We start from the raw sequence: 18,436 nt of genomic DNA, 5'->3' as shown, positions 1-18,436 counted from the left end.
TCCCCATGACACAAATCGCCTTTCCGCCTCTCAATGCCGAACGCCTGTGGCAGCGTGTCCATACGCTGGCGAGGATGACGCGTCCTGACACAGCCTGGACGCGGCGCGCATTCTCGCCGGAATTTCTCGAGGCACGCGCCTGGCTGCGCACGGAGTTCGAAGCAGCCGGCCTCACGGTCACGCAGGATGCCGGTGGCAACCTGGTCGGCCGCCGGGATGGTCGCGGTGCCACGCGTGCACCGCTGGTCACCGGCTCACATTGCGATACGGTGGTCGGCGGCGGCCGCTTCGACGGCATCATCGGCGTGCTGGCCGGCATCGAGATTGCACATTCGCTGCACGAGCAGGGCATCGTATGGGAGCATCCGTTCGAGGTGGTCGATTTCCTGTCGGAAGAGCCGAGCGACTACGGCATTTCCTGCATTGGCAGTCGTGCCATGGCCGGCTTGCTCGACGCCGGCATGTTGGCCTCGACCAACCCTGTCGGCGAAACACTGGCCCAAGGCATCGCGCGTATCGGCGGAGATCCGGCCAAATTGGCAGCGCCGATCCGCCAGCCCGATAGCGTGGCGGCCTTCGTTGAATTGCATATCGAGCAAGGTCCAGTGCTGGAAACGCGCCGACTACCTATCGGCGTGGTCACCAACATCGTCGGTATTCGCCGCGTGCGCATCGTGGTGACCGGCCAGCCCGATCACGCCGGCACCACGCCGATGGACATCCGTCGCGACGCGCTAGTGGGCGCCGCGCGCCTGATCGACGCGGCTTACCGGCGTGCAGCACAGATGAGCGGTACGCCGCATTATGTGGTGGCGACCATCGGCCGCATCACGATGACACCCAATGTGCCGAATGCCGTGCCCGGCCACGTTGAGATGATGTTGGAAGTGCGCAGCGACAGCAATGCCGTGCTCGACAGCTTTCCGGAAGCATTGCTGGCTTCCGTCGAGTCGGCCTTGCGCGAAGTCCGTGTGTCGGCGCAAGCCCACCACGTCAGCCGCGCCACGCCGACTGACTGCGCGCCACTGGTGATGGACGCCGTCGAGCGTGCTGCCGGTGCGCTGGGTTACGCCAATATGCGCATGCCCAGCGGCGCCGGTCACGACGCAGTTTACGCCGCCCCGTTGGGGCCGATGGGCATGATCTTTATCCCCTGCCTGAGCGGCCGTAGTCATTGTCCGGAAGAGTGGATCGAACCCGGGCAGTTGCTGGACGGGACCCGTGTGCTGTATCAAACACTGAGGGACCTTGACACGACGCTATCGCGTGCTCAGTAGATGCATGTTGCCCGCGTTCCCAGTGCAGTAAATCGACGGCACACAAGGCTGGCGCTGGGGAGCGGCCAGTCCCATCACGTCTGCGGAAGCCTGGTCCGAATGTAGTCAGGCTACGACAACGAGGTTGCGTTGCTGAACTCCAGTATCGGCCTTACCAGCCTTTAATCGAGCGGCGGCCGCCCCAGGCTCGTGAGCATGGTTCACGATCCCGTTCGAGACAGCAGGACGCTTCGAGAACCTTGGCACCGCCATTCCAGGCGCGTTGACGCTCATGATATCGACGAGTGGCGTCAGCATCGCCGTGAAGGCAGTGCTGTCGCCCTTCGATTTTCAGGACGTAACATCCGGGTGGGTCAACTGGCATGCCGGCGCGGCGCTCGCCAAGATGGGTCGAATTTCTTTGAGCCGTTCAAGTTGATTGCCAACCCGGATCTGACCCAGTGCACACTCGACGTAGTAGACCATCGACGTCCCGGTTCATGTGGAGCGCAACTAGCGACCGGACGCTGGCGAGGCATGCGAAAGTCGACGTGCGGTGGAAATGGGTGTCCGCGGCGTAATAAACACGAAGTATCCGCGCAAGGCACGGTGCCGCTGAACGAAGACCTTGCCGCGCCACTCTTCAGTGGAAGTGCGGATGTGGAGCATTTCCCCGTAAGTCGCCGAAGTGTGAAAGCGGCTATGGATCTCTAGAAGAGGCACGCCTATGCAGCCGGGCAGCGACTCCATTTTCCGCCGGGGCGGCAAACCGCATTGCAGGAAATAGTCATGCGATGCAGCGTCCATCCAGCGAGAAAAATTCGGGAAAAAGACGATACCCGCCGGGTCGCAATCGCCGAACTGCACCTCGATCCGATAAGTCGTTTCCTTCGTCACACGTTTAATCTCTAGCGGGAGTTTGAACGGGCAGCACGGCAGCGCCTGAGGACGGACAGAACGATGGTCGATAGAAGCAAACCGTGCGCGATGCGCCGCGCCATCATAGCCTGACCCGCCTTCGCAACGCCGCGAGTGTCCAGTGGATGACGCTTGCTAGATCGATCTAACTGGCTTAAAGTTTCATGACCGCAACGGCGATTCATCGAGTTGATGCACCGGCGCTGTCATAAACGTATTGCGGTTTCGAAATGCCGCCCCCAATAGAGGAGACGAGGTGATTCTGTCCACCGAGCACCAGCAAGTGGCCGACATGGCTCGCCGCTTTTCCAACGAGGTCATCCGGCCGCAGGCCGAGGGGTTCGACCGGGACGAGAGCTTTCCGGCCGACATCTACCGGCAGATGGGCGAGACCGGGCTGTTTGGCATCACGGTGCCGGAATCCATGGGCGGCGCGGGGCTGGATTGCCTCGCCTATTCGATCGTGATGGAGGAGCTCAGCCGCGGCTATGCATCCGTCGCGGACCAGTGCGGTCTGGTCGAGTTGCTCGGCACCTTGCTGAGCAGGCACGGCACGCCCGCGCAGATCGACCGCTGGCTCGGACCTCTCGTGCGCGCGAAGTCGAAGGGCGCATATTGCATCACCGAAGCGGGCGCGGGAAGCGATGTATCCGGCGTGAAGACGACCGCCGTGCGCGAAGGCGACGGCTGGTCGCTCAGCGGTTCGAAGCTGTGGATTCATAACGCGCCGGTCGCCGACGTGGCGCTCGTGCTGGCGCGTACCGATCCGGCCGCGGGCAAGCGCGGCATGAGTATCTTCATCGTCGATTGCGCGTCGCGAGGCGTGTCGCGCGGGCCCAAGGAACACAAGCTAGGCCAGCGCGCGTCGCAGGTCGGCGAGCTGCATTTCGACGACGTGAAGCTGCCGGCGGACGCGCTGCTCGGCACGGAGGGCCGCGGCTTTCACATGATGATGAGCGTGCTGGAGAAGGGGCGCGTCGGCATCGGGGCGCTGGCCGTGGGCATCGTGCAGGCTGCGCTGGAAGCGAGCATCGAACAGGCCAGGATGCGCAAGCAGTTCGGCCAGGCGATCGCCGAGTTTCAGGCGATCCAGTTCATGCTGGCCGACATGGCCAAGGATGCCGAGGCGGCCCGGCTGCTGGTGCGCTCCGCCGCGGCCAGGTTGGACGCGGGCATCGAGGCGACCGCCGCGGCGTCGATGGCCAAGTGCTTCGCCGGCGATGCGGCCGTTCAGCACACCAGCAACGCGATCCAGATCTTCGGCGGCAGCGGCTACATCCGCGGCTTCGAAGTCGAACGCCTGTACCGCGACGCCAAGATCACGCAGATCTACGAAGGCACGAACCAGATCCAGCGGGTCATCATCGCGCGCCAATTGCTCAAGGCATGAACATGATAAGGACTGCTATCGTAACCGGCGCTTCGCGCGGAATCGGGCGCGCGGCGGCGCTGGCGCTCGCCGCCGAAGGCTTCGACATCGCCGCCATCGCCCTCGACGACGCGGACCGGCTTGACACGCTCGTTGCCGAGGTGGAGGCGCTGGGCCGAGTGTGCTTGCCCTTCGATCTCGACATCGGCGACATCGACGGCCACGCGAGCGTGCTGGCCGCGATCATCGAACGCTTCGGCGCCATCGACTGCCTGGTCAACAATGCGGGCGTCTCGGTGCTCAGCCGCGGTGACCTGCTCGAGGTGAGCGCGCAAAGCTACGACCGCTGCCTCGACATCAACGCCCGCGGCACCTTCTTTCTGACGCAGGCGGTGGCGAGACTCATGACGGCGCAGGCGCCGGCTGGCGAGGGCGCGCGCAGCATCGTCTTCGTGACGTCGTCGAATGCGGTGGTCGCCACCATCGAGCGCGGTGAATATTGCATGTCGAAGAGCGCGCTGTCGATGGCGGCGCGTCTTTTCGCGCTGCGTCTCGCGCCGCACGGCATCGGTGTGTTCGAGGTGCAGCCGGGCCTCATCCTGACCGAGATGACGGCGCCGTCCAAGGCCAGGTACGACAAGCTGATCGCCGAGGGCATGACCGCGACGCCGCGCTGGGGCCAGCCGGAAGATGTGGCGCGCGTGATCCGCACGATGGCGGCTGGCCTGCTGCCCTATACGGTGGCGCAGGAAGTTCGCGTCGACGGCGGCCTGATGATCCAACGCTTCTGAGGCACATCATGCGTGAGCTGAACGGACGCGGCGATCTCTGTTGCATCAACACGGGCACACTCGGCTATCGCGAGCCGATCGAGGTGACGGCCGGACGCATCGCCGAGCAGGGCTTCGGCTGGATCACGCCGTGGCGCCAGGAGATCGACGAGGACAAGCCGCAAGCCGCCGCCAGCGCGATTCGCGCGGCCGGCCTGAAGGTCAACGCGTATTGCCGCACGGCGTATTTCGCGGCCAACGACGCCGCAGCTCGTCGCGCCGCGATCGATTCCAACCGCCGCGCGCTGGAGACCGCAGCCGTGCTGGGCGCGCCGGTGCTGGTTGCCGTCGTCGGCGGGCTGCCGCCCGGTTCACGCGACGTCGACGATGCGCGCGCGCAGATTCTCGATGGCCTTGCCGCCTTGCAGCCGACGATGAAAGAGACCGGCGTGCGTATCGCGCTCGAACCCTTGCACCCGGTCTACGCGGCCGATCGCAGTCTGCTCAACACGCTCGATCAGGCGCTGGACTGGTGCGACCGGCTCGACCCGTCGCGAGAAGGAAGCTTCGGCGTGGCCATCGACGCTTACCACGTCTGGTGGGACCCGGCGCTGATGCCCGCCATCGCCCGTGCGGGCGAACGCATACTTGCGCTGCACGTGTGCGACTGGCTGGTCGAAACCCGCGACCCGTTGCAGGACCGCGGGATGATGGGCGACGGCGTCATTGATCTGAGGAGGCTGCGTGCGGCGGTGGAAGCCGTCGGCTATGACGGCCCCGTCGAAGTGGAGATTTTCTCCCGGCTCGACTGGTGGACGCGCCCGGCCGATGAGACTTTGCGGGTTTGCCGCGAGCGCCTGTTCGAGTGCTGCTGAGGCACGCTGGCGTGCCTCAGCGTCCGGCATAGACGGGCGGCCGCTTTTCCTGAAAGCTGCGGATGCCCTCCGCCGCGTCCTCGGTGCTGGCCGCGAGCGCGCCCGCCATCGCTTCCAGTGTCGAGCCGGTTTCCTCGCCGCTGGCTGCGTTGATCAGTTGCTTGGTCAGTTGCAGCGATACCGGCGCGCGCGCCGCCATGTCCCGCGCCAGTCGATGCGCGTGTTCCAGCACGCGCTCTTGCGCCACGACCTCATGCACGAGGCCGCACGCCTGCGCATCGGCGGCTGTCACGCGCGCGCCGCTCAAGGCCAGATACTTGGCGCGGCTTGCGCCGACGAGCCGCACCAGCCGTTGCGTGCCTGACCAGCCGGGGCAAGTTGCGATCGAAGCTTCCGGCAGCGCGAACCTGGCCTCTTGCGCCGCGATGCGCACGTCGGCGGTGATGGCCAGTTCCAGTCCGCCTCCGAAAGCATGACCATTGATCGCCGCGATCACAGGTTGGCGCAGCCGCGCCCACTGGTCGAAGACCTGATGGCCTCGGCGTACCCAGTGGCGCCACATGTCCAGCGGCTTGAGCGCGGCCCATTCGTTGATGTCGGCGCCGACGCAGAATGCCTTCACGCCGCCGCCCGTCAGGATGACCACGCGCGTTTGGTCGTCGGCCTCCAGTTCGCGGGCCGCATCTTCCAGCTGATCCAGCATGCCGGGCGTCAACGCGTTGAGCCTGGCTGGCCGGTCTACCGTGACGGCGGCGACGGCCGCATCGCGGACGATGGAAATGAAGCGATCAGTCATGGCGGCCTTCGCGGGGTTTGAGTCGGAGTCCGAAGGGCGCGTCGGTGAAGAGCGCCGCATCCATGTGGCGCAGATCCGGGGCGACCTTCAGCGCGATCTCGGCCTGATCCAGAATGTCGCGCTGCAAATCCACGCCGGGAGCGATCTCGCGCACCGTCAGCCCGTCATCGAGAAGATCGATGACACAGCGTTCGGTGACGTAAGTGACTCGCTGGCCGCGCTCGCGCCCGACGCGCCCGCTGAACGTGATCTGCTCGGCCGTCTGGACGAACTTGCGCGTGCGGCCTTCCTTGACAATGCCGAGCCTGCCGCCGCCGACTTCCAGTTGCGCGCCGGCGGTGAAAAAACCCGAGAACACGATACGGCGCGCATGAGCGGTGATGTCGACGAAGCCGCCGCAGCCAGCGGTCAGATACGGTTTCGACGCGAGCCGGGAGACATTCACGCTGCCGTCGGCGTCGACTTGCAGGAAGGAAAGCAGCGCGACGTCGAAGCCGCCACCCTGAAAATAGGTGAACTGATTCGGCGAGGCGACGATCGCGTCCGCGTTGGAGGCGCAGCCGAAGGCGAACCCGAGCAGCGGCATGCCGCCGACCGCGCCCTGTTCGATGGCCCAGGTCACTTCGCCGTGCAGGCCTTCCTCCAGCAGGATGCGCGGCACGTTGGCGGAGATGCCGAAGCCCAGATTGGCGGCGTAGCCATGCGCGAGTTCCATCGCCGCGCGGCGGGCGATGACCTTCTCCGGTCCCCAGGGCGTCGGCTCGAACGAATCCATCGGCAGCGTGATTTCGCCGCTGATGGCCGGATCGTACGGCGTCTGCGTGGTCTGCCACTGGTCTGGATCGACGACGACGTAATCGACCAGATTGCAGGGCACGCGCACGTCGTGCGGCCGCAGCGTGCCGGACTTCACCACGCGCTTGACCTGCGCGATCACGATGCCGCCGTTGTTGCGCGCGGCCAGAGCCTGATCGATGCCGCCCAGCAACGCGCCTTCGTGTTCGTAGCCGAGGTTGCCCGCTTCATCGGCGGTGGTCGCGCGGATGATGGCCACGCGCGGCGCGATCGCCGGAAAGTAGAGCCAATCCTGGCCGTCGAAGGACACCTTGCGCACGATCGGCCGCGCGGACGCGGCGGCGTTCATCGCACAACCTTGCCGGTCGGGGTCGACGAACGTGTCCATGCCGACCTTGGTCAGCACGCCGGGACGCTTCGCGGCGGCGTCGCGGTGCATGTCGAACAGGATGCCGCTCGGAATGTTGTAGGCCTCGATCTGGTTCTCGACGATCATGCGCCAGACGTTCGGCATGGGCAGCGACGACGGGCCGCTCGGATACGAGCCCGCGAGCGTGCGCGCGAGCAGACCGGGCCGGGCGAGATGATCGATGCCCTTGACGCCGTACATGTCGCCTGCGGCGATCGGGTTCAGGGTGGTGAGGTTGCGCGGCTGTCCCTCGCGCTCGAAGCGCTCGCCGATGGCCGCGAGAATCTTGTCGGGGCAGCCGAGCGCGCTGGAGGAACTGATGCTGACGATATCGCCGGTTCTCACCAGCCGGGCCGCCTCTTCGGCCGTGATGACTTTGTTCATGTCGGATGCCTGCGCTCAGCGATGAAGGTCGAACAGGGCCGCGCCGCGCTTGAGCGCATTGCGGGCGATGATGCCGCGATGTATCTCTGAGGTGCCGTCGAAGATGCGGTAGACGCGGGCATCGCGGTAATAGCGCTCGATTGCCAGCTCCTTGCAGAAACCCATGCCGCCGAAGACCTGCACCGCGCGGTCGACCACGCGGCCCAGCGTCTCGGAGGCCTGCACCTTGACCATCGAAATCCAGTCGCGCGCGTCCTGTCCCGCGTCCATCATGCTGGCGGTGTTGAGCAGCATCAGCCGCGCCGCGTTGATCTCCATCACGCTGTCGGCGATGAGCTGCTGGATCATCTGGAAGTCGCCGATACGCACGCCGAACTGATGCCGGTCGCCGGCGTACCCGATCATCATTTCGAGCACATGCGCAGCCTTGCCGATTCCACGAGCGCCGATCAGCGCGAGGCGCACACGGCCGAGCATGTTCATCGCCAGCCTGAATCCCTCGCCCTGTCGTCCGATCAGGGCCATCGGCTCCAGCGGGACGTCGTCGAAAAACAGCTCGTGATGGGGCGTGCCGCGCAGCCCCATCATTTGCTGATCCTTTCCGACGACGAAACCGGGCAGGTTTTTGTCCACCGCGAAGAGCGAGATTTCCCTCTCGCCGGTGCGGGCCGAGACCAGAAAAAAATCGCTCCATTGCGCATCGCTGATGAAGTGCTTGCTGCCGTTCAGCACCCAGCCGAGCGCGGTCTTGCGCGCCGTGGTCCTGATGCCTTGGGCGTCCGAGCCCGCGCCGGTTTCGGTGATCGCGAGGCCGCAGGTCCGCTCGCCCCGGATCGCGGGTGTCAGCCAGCGTTCGATCTGTTCGCTCTCGCAGGCCAGAAGCGCGTCGTAGACGTTGCCGAATGCGCGCCGCACGAGGATGTCGGAGCTGTGCCCGAACTGCTCCTCGCAGAGCATCGAGTCGACCGTGTTCAGTCCTCCGCCGCCCAGCTCGGCGGGCATGTTGACCGCGTACAGGCCCAGCGCGCGGGCCCGGGACTGCAGGCCACGGGCGATCCCGGGCGCTAGCGCCCCTTCGTCCTCCACCTGTTGCTCGAGCGGCTGCAGCTCGGCGCGGACGAAGCGGCGCGCGGTCTCGATCATCATTTTCTGCGTGTCGCTCAGCGTAAAGTCCATCGCTTTTCTCCGTCTTCAGTTCGCGGATGCGGTCGCGGTCTGCGACGACTGCTCCGCACGCTCGCGCAGCGACGGGTGCACGGACACGTCGAAGGGCATGCGTTCGAGCACGTCCCGGACGAGATCCACGCCCGGCGCGACCTCGATCAGCCGCAAGCCCTCGGCCGCGAGTTCGAAGACGGCGCGCTCGGTGACGTAGATCACTTGCTGGCCGTCCGCGCGCGCCCGCCTGCCGCTGAACGTGATGTGGCGGACCTGCTCGACCAGCTTCGGAACCGAGCCGTGACGGCGGATGCGAACCTGTCCGTCTTCCAGCTCGACCTCCAGCCCCTTCGCCTCGAAGGTGCCGCAGAAGACCACCTTGCGCGTGCGCTGCGTGATGTCGACGAACCCGCCGGGTCCGACGATGTTCTCGCCCAGCCAGGAGACGTTGACGTTGCCTTGCGCGTCCAGCTCGCCCATGCCGAGGAAGGCGATATCGATACCGCCGCCGCTGAACAGGTCGAACTGATCGTTGGATTTCAGGATCGCGCTCGCATGGCGCGTGGCGCCGAACAGGTCGCCGCCCAGCAGTTCGCCGTTGTGCGATCCCTGCTCGATCACGGTCCAACTGATGTCCACGCCTTCCGCATGCGCCACTGCGGGAATGCCGTCGGGCAGGCCGTAGCCGAAGTTGACGCAGGCGCCGGGTTCCAGCTCCTTCGCGGCGCGCCTCGCGATGATGTAGCGGATGCCCTCGGGCAGCGGCGGCGGCGTCCGCGTGTCGGGCGCCGGCGTCTCGCCGCTGATGGCCGGATCGTAGCCCGCGGCGGTGGTCTGCTTCTGGTCGGCGTACACGCAGATATCGTCGACCAGAACGCCCGGCACGGTGACCGCGCGCGCCGGCATGATCGGCGTGGCGGAGACGTCGCGCACCTGCGCGAACACGCGGCCGCCGCCGTTGTGCGCGGCGAGCGCCGCGGCGAAAGCGTCGATGTCGGCCGGCTCTTCACGAGATGTCAGGTTGCCCTGCATATCCGCCGTGGTGCCGCGCACGATGGCGAAGTCGATCTCGAAGGGCTTGTACCAGAGCAGCTCCTTGCCGCCCAGTGTGACGACCTCGACCAGATCTGCCTGCGCTCGGGTGTTGACGCGGCCGCCGCCGTGGCGCGGATCGGCGAAGGTATCCAGGCCGATGTGCGTGACGAGGCCGTGGCGGCCCGCGCCGGCTTCACGTATCAGCGTCTGGATCACGCCGGCGGGCAGTGTGTAGGCCTCGATGCGTTCCTCGCGGGCGAGCTTCTGCATCGGCCTGGACCACGTCCAATGGCCGCCGATGACCCGCTTCACCATGCCCTCGTGCGCGAAGCGGCTGATGCCGCTCGTCACGCCGTCGCCGATCCCGAGGGCGTGGATCAGCGTGAGATCGCGCGGATGGCCCGTGGCCAGAAAGCGGCGCTCGATGGCCTCGGTGATGTGATCGGGCTCGACCAGTCCGCCGCCCGAGCCGCTCAATACGACGACCGCGCCGTCGAAGATCGCCGCCGCCATGGAATTCGCATCGGTCAGGTTTGCACGCTTCATCTTATTTTTCCTCGTTGCCGGTCCGCGCGTCTGCCCGGACCATCAGCACGTTGAGTCCGTCCTGGATCAGCACGCCGTCCTGGTTGTGCACTTCGACCTGCAAACGCACGATGCCGCGATCGGACCGGCGCGTCGGGCGCTTGTCGAGCACGCGGATGCGCCCCTGAATCCTGTCGCCGATGAGCACCGGCTTGTGAAAGCGATAAGTCCACTCCAGCGTCGCGACCGCGGCGAAGCTCGTCGTTGCGCGGTTCTTGAGACCGTCGACCATGGCGAGGCACAGAAGGCCATGCGCGACGCGGCCGGGAAAGCCGACGCCGCGCGCGAATTCGTCGTCCATGTGGACGTCGAAGAAGTCGCCCGAGATGCCGGCGAACTGCACGACGTGGCTCTCGGTGACGACGATGCCCGACGTCGTGAACGCGAGACCGGGTTCGATTTCGTCGAAGAGCAGGGGATTGCTCATGATGTTGTCCTTATCAGTCGAACTCGGGCGCATGGGGAACCCGTTCGCGATTGACGATGCGGTAATTCGTTTTGGTCAGCACGTCGATGCGATTCATGTCGATGCCGGACAGCGTGAAGTCCATCACGTCGAAGTTGGCCTCGATGTTCCTGCGCTGCGTCGACATGGTGTTGATCGTGACGCCTTTCTGGAGGATCCAGCGCAGCGCCACCTGCGCTGCCGACTTGCCGTAGCGCTCGCCGATCTCGTCGAATAGCGGATATTTGAAGATCTCGCCGCGCGCGACCGAACAGTAGGACGAGAGCGGAATGCCGGTCTCGATGGCGGTGTCCAGCAGGACGCACTGGTTCAGCAGCGGATGAAACTCGACCTGATTGGTGACGAGCGGCAGCGCCGTCGCGGCTTTCGCGGCGCGCATCATCGCGGCGTTGAAGTTGCTGACGCCGATATGGCGTGTCAGGCCCGCGCGTGCCGCTTCTTCGAGGCGGCGCACCGAAGGCGCGACGTTGCCGTCGGCTGGCGGCCAGTGCAGCAGCAGTATGTCGGCCCGATCGATCTTCAGCTTCTCGAGGCTTTCGCGCAGCGACGGCATGAAACGTTCGTCGGAATCGTTCGCGGGCGCGATCTTGGTCGTGATGCACAACTCGTCGCGCGGGATGCCGATGACGCGCAGCGATGAGCCGACGCCGATTTCGTTGTCGTAGAGCTGCGCGGTGTCGATCGCGCGGTAGCCGATCTCGACGGCGCTCTGCAGCGCGTCCAGCAGTTGCCGCCCGTTTAGCGGCCAGGTGCCGAAAGATCGTTGATGGGTGCGTTGGAAAAGTATGTTCATGGCGTCAGAAGACGGCGGCCGTCTTCGCAAAGAAGGCGCGGATGCCGAGCTCCGCGTCGGGACTGGAGCGGACCGCGAGCGCGGCCGCCGGATAGGCTGCGTGTGGATCTTTGTCGTCATCGACGATCAGGGCTTTGGCCAGCGCGGCGGCGCGCGGCGATATCCGGCACAGACGCGCGGTCCATTCCTCCAGCCGGGCTTCGACTTCCTGCGGCGCGCAGACGGCATTGACGATGCCCCACTGCAACGCGGCCGGCGGATCGATTTCGCGCGACAGCAGCACCGCCTCGAGCGCGCGCCCGCGGCCCGCGATGCGCTGCAATCGGTCGCCGCCCTCCCAGCCGGGAATGGCGCCGATGGCGACTTCGGGAAAGCGCAATCGTGCGCCGGTGCCCGCCAGCCGCAGATCGCAGCACAGCGCGAGCTCCAGGCCGCCGCCGAAGCACAGTCCCTCGATGACGGCCACGGTCGGGCAGCGCAGCCGCTCGAAGCGCCGGAACACCGCGTTGCCCTCGCCGATCCATTGGGTCGCGAATGCTTGCGGGTCCAGCGTCGACCATTCGCGGATGTCGGCACCGGAAGAGAAGACACCGCCCGCCGTGCCGCGCAGCACGACCGCGCGGATGGTGTCGTCCTCACCGATCCGTGCAATCTGCTCGTCGAGCGCGGCCAGCATCGCGAAGTCGAGCGCGTTGGCCTTGCCCGGATTGCTGAGCTCCAGCGTGAGCACCGCGCCTTCGCGGCGCGAAAGAATCTGTCCCATCGATGCCTCCTCAGTCCGGCTCATTCTTGCGATATGCCGTAGCAGGCGAGGACCGTCTTCATGCGCGCGATCGCGAGTTCGGGCTGCATCAGCAGACCCGCCGCGTCGGCCAGCTTGAACAGATCGACGAAATACGGCAGCGGACGCATGGCCTGTTGTCCGGCCAGCATCGTCATGTGCGATTGATGGCCGTTCAGGAAGGCGAGGAACACGATGCCCGTTTTGTAGAAGCGCGTCGGCGCGCGGAAGATGTGACGCGACAGCGGCACCGTCGGCGCCAGAATTTCGTCGAAACGATCACGACGTCCGGCTGCCAGTTCGCTGAGCGCGGCGGAGGCCGCGGGCGCGATGCCGTCGAAGATGCCCAGCAGCGCGTGCGAATAGCCTTGCTCGTCGCCGGCGATCAGCTCGGGATAGTTGAAGTCGTCGCCGGTGTACATCTTCACACCGGCCGGCAGGAGGCGGCGCATGTCGATCTCGCGTTGCTTGTCGAGCAGGGAGACCTTGATGCCGTCCACCTTGTGCGCGGACTCCGTCATGACCTGCAGGGCCACGTCGCGCGCGGCCGTCAGATCATCGGTGCCCCAGTAGCGGGCGAGAGCGGGATCGAACATGTCGCCCAGCCAATGCAGGATGACCGCCTGATCCACTTGCGCGAGCACGCGGCGGTACACGGAGACATAGTCGTCGGGCGAACGGGCCACGCGCGCGAGCGCCCGGCTGGCCATCAGGATCAGACGCCCGCCGGCGGTCTGGATCGCGTCGACCTGTTGCAGATAGGCATCGACGACGGCGTCGAGCGAATCGACCGAGGCGGGATCGAGGTGGTCCGTGCCGCAGCCGTTGAAGATGGGCACGCGGCTGTCGGATAGCTCCGCGCGTGTGCGGCGGATCAACTGCAACGACTCTTGCCAGCTGAGGCCCATTCCGCGCTGCGCAGTGTCCATCGCCTCTGCGATGCCCAGACCGAGGCTGGCCAGATAGCGGCGATATTCGAGCGTCTTGTCCCAGTCGATCTTGCCGCCGCTGGACGGATCGACGTCCGCGAACGGATCGGCGACGACGTGCGCGGCCGACAGCGCGATGCGATTGAAGGGAACGGCGGGGCGGCCGACCTGCAGCGGCGTGCCCACGAGCGTGTAGCGTTCGAGTGCTCCGGTGGGAGTCGGGAGTTGGATGGTGTTCATGTCGCGATCGGTGAATTGGAATGAAAGTGCGTCGAGGCTCACAGGCGCGGGATGGACAGCGCGCCGTCGATGTTGAGCACGCTGCCCGTGGCGAACGCCATCTGCCCTGAGGCCAATGTCGCCACGGCCGAGGCGACGTCCTGTGGAACGCCCCAGCGCCGCATTGGAACGATCCCTTCGGCGATGCGTTCGTCGTAGCGCGCGGCGACGGCTTCCGTCATCGGTGTGCGGATGATGCCGGGCCGCACTTCGAACACGCCGATGGAGAGCGGTGCGAGGCGCAGCGCGAAAAGCTTGGTGAGCATGCCCAACCCGGCCTTGGACATGCAGTATTCGCCGCGCTCCGTCGACGCCAGTTCGGCGCTGACCGACGAGACCGTGACGATGCTGCGCGCGTCGTCGCTGGCGGTCGTGGCCATGTGGCGCGCCACGGCCTGAGTGAGAAAGAACGTTCCGCGCATGTTGATGTCGACGACCCGGTCATACGAGCGTTCGCCGAGTTCCAGCAGGTCGCCGCGCTGGTCGGCGGACACGCCCGCGTTGTTGACCAGGCAGGCGATCGGGCCGCTCTCCGAGACGATGCGTTCGACCAGTGCGCGATGCGCGACGCCATCGGCCAGATCGTGCCGGTAGAAGCGTGCGCGTGCGCCGTGCGATTCCACGGCAGCCAGCGTTTCGCGCGCACCGTCCTCATCGATGTCGATCAATGCAAGGTCGAAGCCGCGCTGCGCCAGCTCGGCCGCGATGCTTGCGCCGATGCCGCGGCGCGCGCCCGTGACGAGCGCCAGCGGCCGTCCGTGGCGCGGCGCTAGTACAGGAGATGAGGTAGCCATTCGGAGAACGCCGGCACGAAAGCCAGCAGCAGGATGGTCACGAACATGATGCCCATGAATGGCAGCATGGGCCGTACCAGATTCACCATCTTGATGTTGGCGACGCCGGTGACAATGAAACAGGCCGTGCCGATCGGCGGCGTCACGAGCGAGATGCCGACGATGGCGATGGCCAGGATCGCGAAGTGGATGTCGCTGAAGCCGGCGTCCTGCGCGATCGGCAGGAACAGCGGAATCAGCAGGATGAGCGCGGGAATGCCGTCGAGAAGGGCGCCCAGCAGCCAGAACACCACCACGATGAACACCGTGAAAATGAACTTGTTGCCGGTCAGTTGCGACGCGAAATCGGCCACCTGCTCGCCCACCGAGTTGTACGCGAGCATGTACCCCATAATCTGCGCGACTCCCACCAGCGACAGCACGATCGCACTGGTGCGGCCGGCCTTGATCAGGATGCCCACCCACGCGCGATGGGGGATCGATCGCTGCAACAGCGTGATGATCGTCACGTAGGCCACTGCCGCTGCCGCGGATTCGGACGCCGTGAAGAAGCCCATGAAGATCCCGCCGAGGATGATGATCGGCGCGCCCAGCGCCGGGATGGCGAGCACGAACGCCCGGCCCAGCTCGCGCACGCTGAAGTGGACCGGCGCCACCGGCGGCTCCGAGCGCGCCCGGTACATGATGATGAACATCTTCGTGACGCCGACCAGGATCGCGGGCAGCGTCGCCGCGAGGAACAACTTGGTGACCGACATGTTCGCGACGGTCGCCAGCACGATGATGGTGATCGACGGCGGAATCAGGATGCCGGTCCCGGCCGCCGCCGCGATGATCGCGGACGACCATTCCTTGCGGTAGCCGGCCTTTTCCATCGAAGGCAGCATGGCCGAACTGATCGCGGCGGCATCCGCGTTGACCGAACCGCTGAGCCCGGAGAACACCATCGTCGAGGCGACGGCGCTCACGCCCAGCCCGCCGGGCACGCGTCCCACCAGCAGATTCATGAAATTGACCAGACGTCCCGCCGAGCCCGAGTGAAACAGAATCTCGCCCGCGAGGATGAACAGAGGCACGGCGAGCAGCGTGAACGAGTCGACGCCGTGATACATCGCCTGGGCGATGTTGGTCAGCGGCAGGCCGTTGAGCAGGCCGTCGATAGTGCCCACCACGCCCAGCGATGCGATGATCGGCGCGCCGACGAGCACGAACAGCGCGAGTAGTCCGACGGTAAGAATCATTGCGTCCTCGTCTCGGTATGGCCGTGGCCATGCCGCGCCCCGGTGTCCAGATCGACATTGACGGCCACGTCCCATGCGTGGGCCAGCAGGTGCAGCAGCCCCAGCGCGCTGCCCGCCGGGATGGCGGCGAACGAGATCCATTGCGGGATGCCGCTCGGCGTGATCTGGTTGAGCCCGAGCTGCATGAACTGCCAACCGCCCCAGGCGAGCGCGACCAGCAGGAAGCCCATCAGCAGCATCTGGACGAAGGACGCCAGCGCGAGCCAGCGGCCGCTCAGTTTTTCTTCGAAGAGCTCGAAGGCGACGTGCACCCGGTCGCGCACCCCGACCGCGATGCCGATGAAGGTCATCCAGATCATCAACGTGACGCTGACCTCGATGTTCCACGACAGCGAGACGTGGAAAACGAAGCGGGACAGGATGCCTGCCAGCACGACGCAGAAGATCGCAAAAACGAGGACGGCAATCAGCATGTCTTCGGCGCTCGCGAGTACGCGAAACACCGCAGCGTTGTTGATGCTGTCCCGGGGCACGCGCGAATGCGGTTCGGGTTTCATGTCGGGGAACCTGTGGCTGGTTATCCGAGAGCTGGTAGGTAGCTGGCCAGTTCGGCAAAGTTCGAGCGGTACTTTGAATAGACCGGTTTGACCGCTGCCTGGAACGCGGGGAGGTTCGTGTCGTTGAACGCGACGCCGGACTTTTTCGCTTCGGCCAGATTTTTCGCATCCGAAGCCAGCCACAGCTCCCGCTCATGCTGCTGAGCCTGCGCGGCGGCTTCCTTCACGGCGTCCTGCTTCCTGGGCTCGAGCGCATCGAACCACTTCTTGCTGGCCAGCATCGGATCGATCGAGAAGAAGTGGTCCGTGTACGAGTAGTACTTCGCCACTTCGCTATGGTGCTGCTGGACGAAAAAGGTGACCGAGTTCTCGGCGCCGTCGACGACGCCCTGCTGTAGCGCGGAGTAGATCTGGGTCGTGTCCAGCGGCGTTGCCTGCGCGCCGAGCTGATTGAACGTCGCGATCATGATCTGGTTGCCCTGTGTGCGGATCTTCAGGCCCTTCAGATCGCCGGGTTCGTGGATGGGGCGGGTGCGGTTGTAGACGCTGCGCAAGCCCGAGTCGAACCAGCCCAGCAGCACGAAGCCGAGATTGTCGAGGATGCCGGCGTAGGCCTTGCCGAGCGCGCCGTCCTGAGCCGCGAAGAGCGATTGCCGGTCGGGAAACGCGAACGGCATGGCGAACAGGCCCAGACGCTTGTCGTAGCCTTCGAGGTCCGCCACGTTCGTGACCGTGACCTCGAGCGTGCCGTTGCGCAGTTGCTCGTTCATGCGGGTATGAGAACCGAGGACGCCGTCCGGAAACACCCGTGCGTCGAAGCCGGTCGTTTCCTTCAGCCGCTTGGCCATCACGTTCTCGGTGATGACTTCCGGATTGTGGCGATCCACGACATCGCCGATACGGATCGTCTGGCTTTGCGCACTGGCGACGCGCGGCAGGCAACCCGCGGCCGCGGACGCAGCAGTGAGCATCAACATCCTGCGGCGAGAGAGAAGGTAGTCACGCATATATCGGATTCCTATGGTTCTGGTGTCCATATTGAACTGCGATGAAGGCGGCGCGGAAAGACGGCCAAAACCGGCCGCGTTGCTGCCGCGTCAGACTGCGAAAGCGAGTTAGATCGATCTACTATAGGGTAAAAGCAGTGCCGATGCGGTGCAAGTGGATTTTGCTAAGGGAAACCCGAACGGAGCGTGTTCGGGGTTGAAACGGTTATTTGCGCGCGCCGCAGGTTCCGCGTATGACGAGAACGGGCTCGGAGACGATGCGCGTGGGCGTGCGCGATGGCTCCGTCATGCGCTTGAGCAGCAGGTCGGCGGCGGCGCGGCCGATGTCGTCCTGCAAGACCTGGACCGTGGTGAGCGGCGGCTCCCAAAGCGAAGCTTCGGGCACGTCGTCGAAGCCCACGACGCCGAAGTCGGCGCCGGGCTCGATGCCGTGGGCGCGCAGACCGAGCATCACGCCGAAGGCGACGATGTCGTTGCCGCACACCACGGCCGTCGGCGGATTCTTCAGATTGAGGAGTTCGGTGATGATGCGCTTGCCGTCGTCACGCGTCAGCGGCGACGGCACGAGCAGCCGCTCGTCGAGCTTGATCTTCGCGGCGCGCAGCGCCTCGCGATAGCCCTCGGCCCGGTCGCTGCCGGTGGAGGCGTGCATGATGCCGCCGATCATCGCGATGCGTCGATGGCCGAGCGAAATCAGATGCGAGGTCGCGAGCGCCATGCCGCGGCGATTGTCCACGCCGACGTAATCGGCCTGAAGCCCGGCGACATAGCGCGATGCGAACACGCACGGAATCCCCCACGCAAGCACCTGGCGCATCTGCGCGGCGGTGGTCGATTCGGTCGGACAGACGATGAGGCCGTCGATGTTGTGCTGCCTCACGGTGTCGAAAAAGCGGCTTTGCCGCTCGAGCGATTCGTCGGTATTGCCGAGCAGCGTGACGAATCCCTGCGTGCTGAGGCTGGCCTCGATGGCTCGCACCAGCATGCTGAAGTAAGGGTTGGCGATGTCGTTGACGACGACGCCGACGGTGTTCGTCTGATTGCTGCGCATGCCCGCCGCGTGGCGGTTGTAGACGTAGCCTTTGCGCTTGAACGCTTCCAGTACGCGCTCCCGCGTGGCTTCGGAGATGCGCGGGCTGTTGCGCAGCACGAGCGAGACAGTTGCCCTGGAGAGGCCGAGATCGTTGGCGATATCCAGCAGGGTGACGGGAGAACCTGGTTTGCCTCGGGTCATTGGAA

The 18,436-nt window shown here is 65.6% G+C and carries 18 protein-coding genes; 4 read left to right on the top strand and 14 right to left on the bottom strand.

Translation table 11 applies throughout. The features are described 5' to 3' along the window. Positions 1-5 precede the first annotated feature (5 nt). Complete coding sequence (locus B9Z01_RS27445; RefSeq protein WP_085488700.1) at positions 6-1,277, top strand: Zn-dependent hydrolase; 1,272 nt, start codon at positions 6-8, stop codon at positions 1,275-1,277. Positions 1,278-1,769: 492 nt separating this feature from the next. Here B9Z01_RS27445 and B9Z01_RS27440 read toward each other — a convergent pair whose 3' ends face one another. After that, positions 1,770-2,153 carry a thioesterase family protein gene (locus B9Z01_RS27440; protein WP_085488699.1) on the bottom strand — a complete coding sequence of 128 codons (384 nt, stop codon included), beginning with the start codon at positions 2,151-2,153 and terminating at the stop codon, positions 1,770-1,772. A 277-nt stretch (positions 2,154-2,430) separates the two neighbouring features. Here B9Z01_RS27440 and B9Z01_RS27435 point away from each other — a divergent pair, with 277 nt between their 5' ends. Genes B9Z01_RS27435 through B9Z01_RS27425 form a run of 3 tightly spaced genes read left to right on the top strand, consistent with a single transcriptional unit; the run spans position 2,431 to position 5,188 of the window. Further along, positions 2,431-3,564, top strand: a complete 1,134-nt coding sequence (locus tag B9Z01_RS27435) for an acyl-CoA dehydrogenase family protein (protein ID WP_208626247.1) — start codon at positions 2,431-2,433, stop codon at positions 3,562-3,564. A gap of 2 nt (positions 3,565-3,566) precedes the next feature. Then, entirely contained in the window at positions 3,567-4,334 is a 768-nt protein-coding gene (locus tag B9Z01_RS27430) for a 3-ketoacyl-ACP reductase (protein WP_085488698.1), read from the top strand. 8 nt (positions 4,335-4,342) lie between these two features. Then, positions 4,343-5,188, top strand: coding sequence for a sugar phosphate isomerase/epimerase family protein (locus tag B9Z01_RS27425; protein WP_085488697.1), 846 nt, complete (start codon positions 4,343-4,345; stop codon positions 5,186-5,188). A 16-nt stretch (positions 5,189-5,204) separates the two neighbouring features. Here B9Z01_RS27425 and B9Z01_RS27420 read toward each other — a convergent pair whose 3' ends face one another. The 13 genes from B9Z01_RS27420 to B9Z01_RS27360 form a co-directional block, all read right to left on the bottom strand. After that, positions 5,205-5,984: an enoyl-CoA hydratase/isomerase family protein gene (locus B9Z01_RS27420; RefSeq protein WP_085488696.1), complete on the bottom strand. Its 780-nt coding sequence runs from the start codon at positions 5,982-5,984 to the stop codon at positions 5,205-5,207. Further along, positions 5,977-7,572, bottom strand: a complete 1,596-nt coding sequence (locus tag B9Z01_RS27415; RefSeq protein ID WP_085488695.1) for an acyl CoA:acetate/3-ketoacid CoA transferase — start codon at positions 7,570-7,572, stop codon at positions 5,977-5,979. The genes B9Z01_RS27420 and B9Z01_RS27415 overlap by 8 nt, the downstream gene beginning before the upstream one ends. A gap of 15 nt (positions 7,573-7,587) precedes the next feature. Further along, positions 7,588-8,748: an acyl-CoA dehydrogenase family protein gene (locus tag B9Z01_RS27410; protein WP_085488694.1), complete on the bottom strand. Its 1,161-nt coding sequence runs from the start codon at positions 8,746-8,748 to the stop codon at positions 7,588-7,590. 15 nt (positions 8,749-8,763) lie between these two features. Next, positions 8,764-10,311 (bottom strand): acyl CoA:acetate/3-ketoacid CoA transferase, encoded by a 1,548-nt coding sequence (locus tag B9Z01_RS27405; protein ID WP_085488693.1) that lies wholly within the window; start codon positions 10,309-10,311, stop codon positions 8,764-8,766. 1 nt (position 10,312) lies between these two features. Next, positions 10,313-10,777 (bottom strand): MaoC family dehydratase, encoded by a 465-nt coding sequence (locus B9Z01_RS27400; RefSeq protein WP_167387578.1) that lies wholly within the window; start codon positions 10,775-10,777, stop codon positions 10,313-10,315. Between the two features lie 13 nt (positions 10,778-10,790). Next, positions 10,791-11,609 (bottom strand): aldo/keto reductase, encoded by an 819-nt coding sequence (locus B9Z01_RS27395; protein ID WP_085488691.1) that lies wholly within the window; start codon positions 11,607-11,609, stop codon positions 10,791-10,793. A gap of 4 nt (positions 11,610-11,613) precedes the next feature. Then, positions 11,614-12,372: an enoyl-CoA hydratase/isomerase family protein gene (locus B9Z01_RS27390; RefSeq protein WP_085488690.1), complete on the bottom strand. Its 759-nt coding sequence runs from the start codon at positions 12,370-12,372 to the stop codon at positions 11,614-11,616. Between the two features lie 20 nt (positions 12,373-12,392). Then, positions 12,393-13,559, bottom strand: coding sequence for a dihydrodipicolinate synthase family protein (locus B9Z01_RS27385; protein ID WP_085488784.1), 1,167 nt, complete (start codon positions 13,557-13,559; stop codon positions 12,393-12,395). A 38-nt stretch (positions 13,560-13,597) separates the two neighbouring features. Continuing rightward, positions 13,598-14,392: a 3-ketoacyl-ACP reductase gene (locus B9Z01_RS27380; protein ID WP_085488689.1), complete on the bottom strand. Its 795-nt coding sequence runs from the start codon at positions 14,390-14,392 to the stop codon at positions 13,598-13,600. Beyond that, positions 14,368-15,633 (bottom strand): TRAP transporter large permease, encoded by a 1,266-nt coding sequence (locus tag B9Z01_RS27375; protein WP_085488688.1) that lies wholly within the window; start codon positions 15,631-15,633, stop codon positions 14,368-14,370. The genes B9Z01_RS27380 and B9Z01_RS27375 overlap by 25 nt, the downstream gene beginning before the upstream one ends. Next, positions 15,630-16,190 (bottom strand): TRAP transporter small permease, encoded by a 561-nt coding sequence (locus B9Z01_RS27370; RefSeq protein WP_085488687.1) that lies wholly within the window; start codon positions 16,188-16,190, stop codon positions 15,630-15,632. The genes B9Z01_RS27375 and B9Z01_RS27370 overlap by 4 nt, the downstream gene beginning before the upstream one ends. A 20-nt stretch (positions 16,191-16,210) precedes the next feature. Continuing rightward, entirely contained in the window at positions 16,211-17,197 is a 987-nt protein-coding gene (locus B9Z01_RS27365; protein ID WP_085488686.1) for a TRAP transporter substrate-binding protein, read from the bottom strand. Positions 17,198-17,402: 205 nt separating this feature from the next. After that, positions 17,403-18,431, bottom strand: a complete 1,029-nt coding sequence (locus tag B9Z01_RS27360) for a LacI family DNA-binding transcriptional regulator (RefSeq protein WP_085488685.1) — start codon at positions 18,429-18,431, stop codon at positions 17,403-17,405. Between the last annotated feature and the right edge of the window lie 5 nt (positions 18,432-18,436).

The sequence above is a fragment of the Paraburkholderia susongensis genome (assembly GCF_900177725.1).
GTDB classification, from domain to species: Bacteria; Pseudomonadota; Gammaproteobacteria; order Burkholderiales; family Burkholderiaceae; genus Paraburkholderia; species Paraburkholderia susongensis.
This window is presented reverse-complemented; position numbering and strand designations above follow the sequence as displayed.